This window comes from Enterovirga aerilata (genome assembly GCF_013044135.1).
GTDB classification, from domain to species: Bacteria; Pseudomonadota; Alphaproteobacteria; order Rhizobiales; family Beijerinckiaceae; genus Enterovirga; species Enterovirga aerilata.
The window spans coordinates 320,964-331,069 of the sequence record NZ_JABEPP010000006.1 but is presented as its reverse complement, the minus strand read 5'-3'; the positions used below and the strand labels follow the sequence as shown (position 1 = coordinate 331,069).

Genomic DNA, 10,106 nt, shown 5'->3' with positions numbered 1-10,106 from the left:
CAAGGCCTTACATGCTTCCGTTCATCGATCTTGGCGCCCAGCGCCGCCGGCTCGGCCCGCTCGTGGACGAGGCGATCCTGCGCGTCGTGAACCACGGCCAGTACATCATGGGACCGGAGGTCGGCCGTCTGGAGGACGCGCTCTCGTCGTTCTGCGGCGCGCGCCACGTCATCACCTGCGGCAACGGCACCGACGCGCTCGCGATGGTCCTGATGGCCAAGGGCGTGAAGCCGGGCGACGCGATCCTCTGCCCGAGCTTCACCTTCGCGGCGACGGCCGAGGTCGTCGCCTGGCTCGGCGCCACGCCGGTCTTCGTCGACATCCACGAGGACACCTTCAACATGGAGCCGGCGAGCCTCGAAGCCGCGATCCGCACCGCCCGGGAGCTGAAGCTGAACGCCGTCGGCGTGATCCCGGTCGATCTCTTCGGGGCCGCCATCGACTACGACGCGATCCTGCCGATCTGCGAGCGCGAGAAGCTCTGGGTTCTCTGCGACACCGCCCAGAGCTTCGGCGGCAGCTACAAGGGGCGAAAGCTCGGCACGTTCGGACTTGCGACCACCACCAGCTTCTTTCCGGCCAAACCGCTCGGCTGCTACGGCGACGGCGGAGCCATCTTCACCGACGACGACGACCTCGCGGCGATCCTGCGGTCGATCCGGAATCACGGCCAAGGTATTGACAAATATGACAATGTCCGCATCGGCATGAACGGGCGGCTGGATACGATCCAGGCGGCCGTGCTGCTGGAGAAGCTGAAGATCTTCGAGGAGGAGATCGTCAGCCGCAACGACATCGCCGCCCGCTATGCCGAGGGGCTGGGCGATGTCGCCGTCGTGCCCGTCGTGCAGGACGGAATCGTCTCGACCTGGGCGCAGTACACGATCCGGGTGGCACCGGAGAGGCGCGACGCGCTCGGCCCGGCGCTGCGCGAGCGCGGCATCCCGACCGCGATCTACTATCCCAAGCCGCTTCACAGGCAGACTGCCTATCGTCATTATCCATGCGCAGGCAACGGCTTGCCCGTGTCGGATAAGGTGTCGGGCGAGGTGATCTCGCTGCCCATGCATCCCTATCTCGACGACGAGGTCCAGGACCGGATCATCCAGGCTGTGAGAGAGCTCCTCCCATAGGCATGTCAGATACTTGCGGTGATTGACTCATGCATCGGATGAGCATCTTGGCCCGTCCGCCGCGATCCGACGCTGCCGTTCGGCCGCGTCCCGCCACTCTCGCCCTCTTCCGCTCCTCCCTCCGGCGACTTCCACCCTCGCAGAGCCGGAGCGCCCGTCTCCGTTGGCGGGTTCGGCTGGAACAGGATCCTGTGATCCCGTTCTCCTGCGATCTCGGGAGACGGCGATCCTGGGATCGTGCGATCCTACCTGCCGCCGTCATGGTTAAGGCCGGGTTAGCGGGTCTCACACGATCGCGTTCCGCAACTCCTCGCCTCGTGCGAGCCGGCCGAGATTCTCGGTCAGGATCGCGATCACGTTCGCCTCGTACCGGCTCGTCTCGCCGGCGCTGTGCGGCGTGACCAGGACGTTCGAGAAGCCCCAGAGTGGCGAATCCGGCGGCAGAGGCTCCTCGACGAAGCAGTCGAGCCCGGCCCCGGCGATCCGCCCCGCGGCAAGCGCCTCGATCAGCGCCGGCTCGTCTACGACCCTGCCGCGGGCGACGTTGATCAGGTAGGCGGAGGGCTTCATGGCCGCGAAATGTTCGGCCCGGACGAGCCGCTCCGTCTCGGGCGTGAGCGGGCAGGTGAGCGCCACGAGATCGGCCCGGGGGAGCATCTCGACCAGCCGGTCGGGCGGGATCACCTCGTCGGCGATGTCGTCCCTCGTGCGCGGGCTGCGGCGCACCCCGATCACATGGAGGTCGAAGGCGCGGGCGAGCCTGGCGAGCCGTGTCCCGATCCGCCCCAGCCCGACGATGACGAGCGTCTTGCCGCCGAGCTCGTCCTGGCGTGCGAGCGGGTCCGAGATCATCCCCGTCCAGCGCCGCTCACGCTGGCTGTCGCGGGCCAGGCCGAGATGGCGCGTGAGGCCGAGGATCAGCGCCATCGCGTGCTCGGCCACGACCCGCTCGTTCGCGCCCTGCGCGCTCGCAAGCCGGATGCCCCGCCCTTTCAGAACGTCGCGCGAGAACTGGTCCGTCCCGGCGCTGACGGACTGGATGAAGCGAAGCCTCGACGCCTCGGCGGCGTATTCGTTCCGCCAAAGGCCCGAGACGACGAGCACCTCGGCTTCGGCCAGGGCCGCCTTTAGCTCCTCTGCGTTCCGGGCCACGATCACGCGGTCGCCGGGCTCAGCCGGATAGGCCTCGGCGAGCCGATAGGCGGGGTGCGCGAAGCAGATCGCCCGTCCGGTCTTGCCGCTGTCCCCCATCCTGCGCCCTCCCTGGCGGATCTGTTCCGCTCCACCGCCGCTCTATCCCGGGCGCGCGCAGGCTTCGCAAGGGGAAGCCGGCCGAGGTTGAGACGGGAAGCCGGGCTGGTTTAAGACGGATGCACCCCCGGCCCACGAGGCCCCGCCGCCCTGCGCGGCCGCCTGGAGGCCGAGAGACTCGCGAGGCTCATGCGCTGGTTCATCGGAAGCGCGCTCGCGCTTCTCCTTGCCTGGACGCTCTATGTCGCGTCGCCCTACTGGGCGCTGCTCGATCTGGCGCGTGCGATCGAGGCTCGCAACGTCGGCGACATCGCCGACCGGGTGAACTTCCGCGCATTGCGCGCGTCCCTTGCCCGCCAGGTCGTTGCCGCGGGCATGTCGTATCGGCCGCTCGCCCAGGCGCTCGGCGCGTCGGACGCGAATCTCGCCGCCGGCAGCGTCGCGGTCGCGGCCGATCCGCTGCTGGAACGCATCGTCACCCCCGAGGGCCTCCTCGGGCTCCTCCACGACATGGGGCCGGACCGCACGGAGCCGGTACGGATCGCCGCGCGGCCGGACCCGAACCTGGATGGCCTGAGGACCGCGGCCGAGCTCGTCAGGAGCTCCCGCTGGCGCGGCTTCCGCAATGTCTATTTCAGCATTCCGCCGGGAGCCGGCCGGAACGCGGAGGGAAGGCTCCAGCTCAGGTTCAGCCGCCTCAAGTGGCGGCTCGTCTCCTTCGACATCTCGGCGGAGGCGCGGCAGCGCCTCCTCGACGAGCTGGTGCGGCTCCACGCGGAGCGGAGGCGCCGATGAGGGTCAGCGACGCACGAGGTGGGCGAGCGCCCGGTAGACGAGCGGGAAGGCGAGCGCGGCCAGCGCGACCTTGATCGCCTCGCCGAGGAGGAAGGGCTGGACGCCCAGCGCGAAAGCGCGCCCGAAACCGACGCCCGAACCGGTCCCGACCGTTGCGGCAAGCGCAAGCCAGACCCAGCCGCAGGCGAGCAGGGCCGCATTCGCACCCGCGAGCACCACGGCGAAGGTGCCGGGGCGGCGCATGAGCCCGCGATCGGCCGCGGCGCCCACGATCGCGGCCGAGAGCAGGAAGCCCGCCAGGAAGCCGCCCGTCGGGCCCGCGAAATAGGCGAGACCGGGCGCGAGCGGCGGGGTGTTGGCGAAGACGGGCAGCCCGAGCGCACCCTGGAGCAGGTAGAGCCCGACGGACGCGACCGCGAGGCGCAGCCCGAGAGCCGCGCCGAGGCCAAGCACGGCCAGCGTCTGCAGCGTCATCGGGACGGGCCCGGGCACCTGCACCTTGGCCGAGATCGTGAGCAGGCAGGCGCCGGCTATGGCGAGCAGCACGGCCCGTACGGCGCCGATGCGGCCGGACCGGCTCGGCCAGAGAAGGGCGGCGACGCTGGTTGCAGGAGCTTGGACGGGAGCGGCGCTCTCCGACATGGACTGGACCTCGCGGTGGCAGAGCAGATTTGGTCGGCTGACCTCGGGCATCTATACGGCCGTACTCCCGCCCCTCAACACCCTTGTTGGAGGGCTGCGAGCCAGGCGGACATGGCAGACGAGCTTTCCTTCGACCTCGACTTCGCACCCGAGCCGGAACGGGCGGTCGAGGTGAGCCCATTGCTGCGGCGGATCGTGGCCGCCAATCCGGGGCCGTTCACCTTCAAGGGCACCTGCACCTATCTGGTGGGCCGCGGCGAGGTCGCGGTGGTCGATCCGGGGCCGGCCGACGAGCGCCATGTCGGGCGGATCATCGAGAGCCTCTCCGGCGAGCGGGTCTCGGCCATCGCCGTGACGCATACGCATCGCGACCATTCGCCGGGAGCCCGGATGCTCCAGGAGGCGACCGGCGCGCCGATCCTCGGCTGCGGGCCGCATCGGCGATCCCGCGAGCTGGCCGCGGGAGAGACCGATTCGATGGAGGGCGCAGGCGACCTCGCCTACAGGCCGGACCGCGAGATGCGGGAGGGCGACATCGTCCAAGGCGAGGGCTGGACCCTGGAGGCGATCGAGACGCCCGGCCACACGGCGAACCACCTCGTCTTCCGGCTCGCCGAGGAAGAGGCGCTGCTCTCCGGGGACCACGTCATGGGCTGGTCGACGACGATCGTCGCGCCGCCGGACGGCTCGATGTCGGACTTCATGGCGTCGCTCGAGAAGCTGCGCACCCGGCCGGAGACGACCTACTGGCCCGGCCATGGCGGGCCCGTCCGCGACCCGCAGCGTTTCGTCCGCGCGCTCATCCACCATCGCCGGCAGCGCGAAGCCTCGATCCTGAACCGCATCCTGGCCGGCGACCGCAATACGGCCGAGATCGTGCGGGCCATCTATCAGGGGCTCAACCCGGCCCTGTTCGGGGCGGCCAGGCTATCCGTCTTCGCGCATCTGGAGGACCTCGTCGGCCAGGGCAAGGTTCGGACCGAGGGTCCGCCGCAGCTCGACGGGGAGTTCCGTCCCGCCTGACCGGGAGAAACCCGAAGGCGTCCCGATCGTTCTTTCCTCCACGGAGGATAGCCCGATGTTCGCACGTCCCTTTGCGTTTCTCGTGCTCGCGCTGCTCGCGGCCGGCGAGGCGCTCGCCCAAACCACGACGCCCGCGCCGACCTCCCCCACGGCGCCCGGGCCGGCGGGCACGGCGGCGCCGGCGACCGGCATCGGGGATTACTGGTGGGTGATCCTGGCCGTCATCGTGGTGGCGGCGGCGATCTGGTACTTCAGCCGGCGCAGGGGCAGGATCTGATCAAACGTCCCGCGCTCGCGGGTCGTCCCGGTCGGAGCGGCCGAAGCGCTTCGCCGACGGTGTCCAATCCTGACGGTTGCCGGCGACGACGACGAGCCGCCGGATCTCGCCGCGGAGGAAGGCCTGAAGGAAGCGGTCGTAATCCTTCAGCGACACGCAGCCGTTGGAATCGCCGTTCGGCCCGAGCAGGTAGGTATGGGCGAGAAGCCCGGCGCGGCCGAAGATCGCCGCGCTGCCGCCGACCGGGTTCAGGCGGATGGCGCGCACGCCGTGGAACGGCGCCTCGCGCTCGGTCAGGTCGTAGGTGCCGGGAGGCGTGGCCCCCCTCATGCGGACATGGACGAAGCGCGGGTCGTCCATCTTCTCGCGCAGGCCGGAATGGGCCTCGAGGCGCTCCCCGTTCGGAAGGGTCACGGTTCGGGCCGAGATGTCGTAGACGGCGACTCCCGGCTCGCCAGCGGGCGTCGGCAGCGGGCTCGGGCTCTGCCGGGCCCGGGGCGCGACCTCGACCGGCCGGCTATCCAGCGCCGCATAGGACACGCCCGGGGCGCCGGGCGCGTTGAGATCGAAGAGCTTCTCGAACCAGGAACGGTCGTCAGGCTGCGGCGACGGGACGGCGGCGGTCCGCATGCGGCGCGGTGCGGCGCGGGACGGCGCGCGAGCCACGGAGGCGGCCGCCTCGCGCGGCGTGAGATCGGCCGGGCGCGGAACGGGCAACGGAACGGCATGCGAGCTGCGCATCGGCTCGGGGCTGGCCGCTGACGGAGCTGGCGCAGGCCGGGATGCGGGCTCGGCCTTCGCGGGCGCGGCGAGCGCCGGCGCGGCGGCTGGGCGGGGAGGCAGCAATCCGCTGCCAAGCGGAGCGCTCGACCAGGCCATGGCCGCCCCCTTCCCCAGCATCGGCGTGGGATCCAGCAGGCTGGGATCGACGGCGAAGGCCTGCTTCGGAATGCTGCCGGTCGTCTCGGGATCGTATTTCGGCCCCGGCGGCGCCGAGAGCATGCCGACCGCGATCGTCACGCCATACAGGCACGGAATGGCGAAGGCCGTGGTCAGAGCTGCGGCCCGGAGCGGGCGCGCATGGGAGGAAAGCTGGCCGGCTTCGACGGTGGAGGCGTGAATACGCAGCATGGGACGCGACTCTGGCACGCGTGCCCGGCGGAGCCCTGTCCGGCTTCCCCGGACGCGCCTTCGCACGCTGGCCCGGGTGAGCGCCGCTCGGTCGGTCTGCCGTTCACCTGCGCCCATTGAGCCACGGCATGGTTAATCGGCGCCTAAGGAGGAGCGCCGATGTCGAACTTTTCTGACCGCAGGCGCGGGAGTCGGCTCGCCGCCTCCGCATTGGCGGCGCCCGCGGGAATCCGTCCCGCGAGCAGCGCCCTCACCTGCTCCACCGTGTCGAAGGCCTGGTGCTCGACGGCATCGGGCGTCAGCCCGGCGACATGGGGCGTCGCGATCACGTCGGGCCGGCATGCCAGGCGGGGCGAGGGCTTCTGGTCTGGCGCGCGGCCGACATCGAGCGCCGCGCCGGCGAGCTGCCCGGACTCGAGCGCCTTCTCGAGCGCGGCCTCGTCGACCAGGTTGCCGCGCGCGAGGTTCAGGAAGAACGCACCGCGCTTCATCCGTGCGAAGGCGGCCTCGTCCATCAGGTTTTCGGTCTCGGCAGTCGCGACCGCCAGGCAGACCACGAAATCGGAGGCCGCCAGCAGATCCTCCATGCCGACCTGCACCAGCCCCGGCCCTTCCACGTGCTTGTAAGGGTCGCTGACGAGCACCCTCATTCCGAGCGCGACCGCGACGGGGGCCAGCTCCTGCGAGATCGCGCCGTAGCCGATCAGGCCCAGCGTCGAGCCCTTGAGCTGACGGCCCATGCGCGCCTCGGCCTCGCGCCCGGCCCGGTATTCGCCGACCGAACGCGAGATCCCGCGGGCGAGGTCGATCATGTAGCCCACCGCCATCTCGGCGACCGCCGCCATGAAGCCGGGCGTCGCGCGCGCGACGAGCACGCCGCTCCGGCTGGCGGCCTCCAGGTCGACGTTGCGGATGTCGACCGCGCAGCGCAGGAAGGCGACGAGGTCGGGCGCGCTGTCGAAAAAGGCGGCCGGAGCGGCCGTCTGCCGGTCGGAGACGATGATGGGGCAGCCGCGCGCATGCTCGGCGAGGCCGGCCGCATCGAGGACCGCCCCGGTCGGATTGAGACGAATCTCGGCGAGGCCGCGCAAGGCGGCGAGAGCGCGCTCGCCGTAATACTTGTCGAGCATCTCCGGCGCGTGGGTGAGGAAGACGGGTCCCATCCTGCCCACGCGGTCCGGAGGCCGGCCTACGCCACGGTGGGAAGCTGGTAGTCGCGGAAGCGGTCGCGGAGCGCCGTCTTCTGGATCTTGCCGGTCGCGGTGTGCGGGATGTCCGGCACGACAATGACGTCGTCCGGCATCCACCATTTCGCGATGCGCGGCCGCAGGAACTCCAGCACGTCCTCCTTCTTCGGCTCGCGGCCGGGCTTCGGCACGAGGATGAGGATCGGGCGCTCGTCCCATTTCGGGTGGTGGACGCCTATCACGGCCGCCTCGGCGACGTCCGGATGGCCGACCGCCAGGTTCTCGAGCTCGATCGAGGAGATCCACTCGCCGCCCGACTTGATCACGTCCTTCGAGCGGTCGGTGATCCGCATGTAGCCGTTCTCGTCCAGGGTCGCGACGTCGCCCGTGTCGAAGAAGCCCTCCTCGTCGAGGATCTCCTCGTCCTCCCGGCGGAAATAGCGGCGCACCACGGCGGTGCCCCGGACCTTCAGCCGGCCGAAGGTCTTGCCGTCATGCGGCAGCTTCCTGCCGTTGTCGTCGGTGATCTTCCACTCCACGCCGAAGGGCGCGTAGCCCTGGGTGACCTTCACGTCCAGGAGCCTGTCGTAGTCCTCGGTCTGGATGTCCGGCTTGATGGAGCAGATGGAGCCGACCGGGCTCATCTCCGTCATGCCCCAGGCATGGAGCACCTGCACGCCGAACCGCTTCTCGAAGGCCTCGATCACGGCGCGCGGACAGGCGGAGCCGCCGATGCCGACGCGGGTGAGGTGCGGGAGCTGCCCGGCATGGGCGTCGAGATGCTGGAGGAGCGAGAACCAGATGGTCGGCACCGCGGCCGTGAAGGTCACCTTCTCGGCATTCAGGATCTCGTAGATCGAGGCGCCGTCGAGCTTCGGGCCCGGCATGACTAGGCTCGACCCGGCCATCGGCGCCGCAAAGGCGAGCGACCAGCTATTGGCGTGGAAGAGCGGGACGACCGGCATGACGACGTCGCGCGTCGACAGCCCGAAGGCGTCCGGCATCACGGTCATCATCGCGTGCAGCACGTTCGAGCGATGCGAGTAGAGCACGCCCTTCGGCTCGCCCGTCGTGCCGGACGTGTAGCAGAGGCCGGCCGCGGTGGTCTCGTCCAGGGTGAGCCAGGCGAAGTCGGAATCCGCCTCGGCGAGCCAGTCCTCGTAGGCGACGGCGTTGCGGAGCGAGGTCTCGGGCATGTGCGCGCCGTCCGTCAGGACGACGAAGCGCTCCACGGAGGGGATGCGGGAGGCGATCTTCTCCACCAGCGGCACGAAGGTGAGGTCGAGGAACAGGAGCCGGTCCTCGGCATGGCTCATGATGAAGACGATCTGGTCCTCGAAGAGCCGCGGATTGACCGTGTGGTAGATCGCCCCGATGCCCGTGATGCCGTACCAGGTCTCGAGGTGGCGCCAGGTGTTCCAGGCGAGCGTCGCGACGCGGTCGCCGAGCCGGATGCCGTCCATCTCCAGGCGCTTGGCAACCTTGAGCGCGCGCTCGCGCACCTCGGCATAGTTGGTGCGATGCATCGGCCCCTCGACGGAGCGGGAGACGACCGGCCGCTTCGGGTGCTCGTTCGCCGCGTAGTCGATGACCTTGTGGATGAGCAGTGGCCAGTCCTGCATCAGGCCGCGCATCGATGTTCCTCCCAGACCCTCGCTCGGGCTCAAGCTTGCGCGCGCAACATAAGCGAGGGCAAGGACTCCGCAATCTGGACGATGGTGCGATGCGCGTCAGGACGCCGCGGAGGCGGCGACCGGCCTGCGCGGGCGGGGCGGGGCAAGGCGGCGCCGCGCCGATCGCGCCGCCTCCAGGAGGGCGACCGCGATCCCGGCCGCGAGGACCGGCCAGCCCGGCCGGATGCCGAGGTCGGGATCAAGCGCCGCGCCGGCATAGAGCGGCAGGAAGTCCAGCGGCGGCGGGCGCCCGGCCGTGAGCCAGAGCCCGAGCGCGTCGCCCGCGAAGGTCAGGCCCCCCGCCAGGAGCGCGAGGAGGAGCAGACGCGGCCAGGCCAGCGCGTTGCCGCCCGCGCGGGCGAGGATCCGGTAGCCCATCATCCAGGCGAAGAGCCCGGCGAAGAGCGTTGGCTCCGCAATGTCCGCCTTGGTCTGCTGGAAGAAGTGGACCAGGGCGAGGAGCGCGATACCGTAGGCGAGCCGGTGCAGGCGCCGCCACCTGAGCCCGCCGAGGCGCCTGAGCATGGCGTCGTTGGAGGTGGCGCCGAGCGCGGCCAGCCCGAGCAGCGCGACGAAGCCGATCGTCAGGTAGAGGCGGGAGGCGATCTCGGTCGCGACCTTCACCAGGTCGAGCCGCTGGTCGACGACGTAGAGGGCGAGATGCGCGGCCGCGTAGCAGAAGGACGCGACGCCGATCATCCGCCGCACCTCGAAGAGCCGAGCGAAGCCGCCCGCCTGACGCAGCGGCGTGACCGCGAGCGAGGCCATGAGGAAGACGAGCGCCCACCAGCCGGAACGGTGGATCACCTCGTTCAGCGGGCGCGGCCCGAGCCCGCCCCGGCCGGTATCGAAGACGGCGAGGACGGCCGGCCACAGCAGGACCGCGAGCGTCACGATGCGCAGGACGGAGAGGTTGCCCTTGCGGTCGCGCCAGAGTGCGAGGGAGATGTCCATGCGGTCCGTACCCGGTTCGGCTTCCCCTGCCGGTAACGCC

10 protein-coding genes are annotated in these 10,106 nt (G+C 70.5%); 4 read left to right on the top strand and 6 right to left on the bottom strand.

Features of this window, described 5'->3' with window-relative positions; translation table 11 throughout:
• Positions 1 to 11: 11 nt before the first annotated feature.
• Positions 12 to 1,133, top strand: a complete 1,122-nt coding sequence (locus HJG44_RS21135) for a DegT/DnrJ/EryC1/StrS family aminotransferase (RefSeq protein ID WP_171220312.1) — start codon at positions 12 to 14, stop codon at positions 1,131 to 1,133.
• Between the two features lie 285 nt (positions 1,134 to 1,418).
• Here the strand turns inward: HJG44_RS21135 and HJG44_RS21130 are convergent, their stop codons facing one another.
• The gene (locus HJG44_RS21130; RefSeq protein ID WP_171220311.1) at positions 1,419 to 2,384 is read right to left on the bottom strand and encodes a D-2-hydroxyacid dehydrogenase; all 966 of its coding nucleotides are present in this window, start codon (positions 2,382 to 2,384) and stop codon (positions 1,419 to 1,421) included.
• 189 nt (positions 2,385 to 2,573) lie between these two features.
• Here HJG44_RS21130 and HJG44_RS21125 point away from each other — a divergent pair, with 189 nt between their 5' ends.
• Positions 2,574 to 3,179, top strand: coding sequence for a DUF2939 domain-containing protein (locus HJG44_RS21125; RefSeq protein ID WP_171220310.1), 606 nt, complete (start codon positions 2,574 to 2,576; stop codon positions 3,177 to 3,179).
• Between the two features lie 3 nt (positions 3,180 to 3,182).
• On the opposite strand, the gene HJG44_RS21120 is transcribed toward HJG44_RS21125, so the two are convergent.
• Positions 3,183 to 3,872 (bottom strand): biotin transporter BioY, encoded by a 690-nt coding sequence (locus HJG44_RS21120; RefSeq protein WP_246736394.1) that lies wholly within the window; start codon positions 3,870 to 3,872, stop codon positions 3,183 to 3,185.
• Positions 3,873 to 3,932: 60 nt separating this feature from the next.
• On the opposite strand from HJG44_RS21120, the gene HJG44_RS21115 reads away from it, so the two are divergent.
• The gene (locus HJG44_RS21115; RefSeq protein WP_171220309.1) at positions 3,933 to 4,844 is read left to right on the top strand and encodes an MBL fold metallo-hydrolase; all 912 of its coding nucleotides are present in this window, start codon (positions 3,933 to 3,935) and stop codon (positions 4,842 to 4,844) included.
• A gap of 55 nt (positions 4,845 to 4,899) precedes the next feature.
• On the top strand, positions 4,900 to 5,121 hold the full coding sequence (locus HJG44_RS21110) for an LPXTG cell wall anchor domain-containing protein (RefSeq protein WP_171220308.1): 222 nt from the start codon (positions 4,900 to 4,902) through the stop codon (positions 5,119 to 5,121).
• Here HJG44_RS21110 and HJG44_RS21105 read toward each other — a convergent pair whose 3' ends face one another.
• The 4 genes from HJG44_RS21105 to HJG44_RS21090 all read right to left on the bottom strand — a co-directional run bounded on the left by HJG44_RS21105 (position 5,122) and on the right by HJG44_RS21090 (position 10,066).
• Positions 5,122 to 6,252 (bottom strand): tlde1 domain-containing protein, encoded by a 1,131-nt coding sequence (locus HJG44_RS21105; RefSeq protein ID WP_246736393.1) that lies wholly within the window; start codon positions 6,250 to 6,252, stop codon positions 5,122 to 5,124.
• Between the two features lie 143 nt (positions 6,253 to 6,395).
• Entirely contained in the window at positions 6,396 to 7,415 is a 1,020-nt protein-coding gene (locus HJG44_RS21100) for an NAD(P)-dependent oxidoreductase (RefSeq protein WP_171220307.1), read from the bottom strand.
• 26 nt (positions 7,416 to 7,441) lie between these two features.
• Positions 7,442 to 9,073, bottom strand: coding sequence for a long-chain-fatty-acid--CoA ligase (locus HJG44_RS21095; protein ID WP_171220306.1), 1,632 nt, complete (start codon positions 9,071 to 9,073; stop codon positions 7,442 to 7,444).
• A 96-nt stretch (positions 9,074 to 9,169) separates the two neighbouring features.
• On the bottom strand, positions 9,170 to 10,066 hold the full coding sequence (locus tag HJG44_RS21090; protein WP_171220305.1) for a protein-methionine-sulfoxide reductase heme-binding subunit MsrQ: 897 nt from the start codon (positions 10,064 to 10,066) through the stop codon (positions 9,170 to 9,172).
• Positions 10,067 to 10,106: the final 40 nt, after the last annotated feature.

Excerpts from the sequence above, each read along its gene's own strand:
- HJG44_RS21105 (WP_246736393.1), bottom strand. The coding sequence starts at position 6,252 with ATGCTGCGTATTCACGCCTCCACCGTCGAAGCCGGCCAGCTTTCCTCC.
- HJG44_RS21125 (WP_171220310.1), top strand. The coding sequence starts at position 2,574 with ATGCGCTGGTTCATCGGAAGCGCGCTCGCGCTTCTCCTTGCCTGGACG.
- HJG44_RS21115 (WP_171220309.1), top strand. The coding sequence starts at position 3,933 with ATGGCAGACGAGCTTTCCTTCGACCTCGACTTCGCACCCGAGCCGGAA.
- HJG44_RS21095 (WP_171220306.1), bottom strand. The coding sequence starts at position 9,073 with ATGCGCGGCCTGATGCAGGACTGGCCACTGCTCATCCACAAGGTCATC.
- HJG44_RS21090 (WP_171220305.1), bottom strand. The coding sequence starts at position 10,066 with ATGGACATCTCCCTCGCACTCTGGCGCGACCGCAAGGGCAACCTCTCC.
- HJG44_RS21100 (WP_171220307.1), bottom strand. The coding sequence starts at position 7,415 with ATGGGACCCGTCTTCCTCACCCACGCGCCGGAGATGCTCGACAAGTAT.
- HJG44_RS21110 (WP_171220308.1), top strand. The coding sequence starts at position 4,900 with ATGTTCGCACGTCCCTTTGCGTTTCTCGTGCTCGCGCTGCTCGCGGCC.
- HJG44_RS21135 (WP_171220312.1), top strand. The coding sequence starts at position 12 with ATGCTTCCGTTCATCGATCTTGGCGCCCAGCGCCGCCGGCTCGGCCCG.
- HJG44_RS21120 (WP_246736394.1), bottom strand. The coding sequence starts at position 3,872 with ATGCCCGAGGTCAGCCGACCAAATCTGCTCTGCCACCGCGAGGTCCAG.
- HJG44_RS21130 (WP_171220311.1), bottom strand. The coding sequence starts at position 2,384 with ATGGGGGACAGCGGCAAGACCGGACGGGCGATCTGCTTCGCGCACCCC.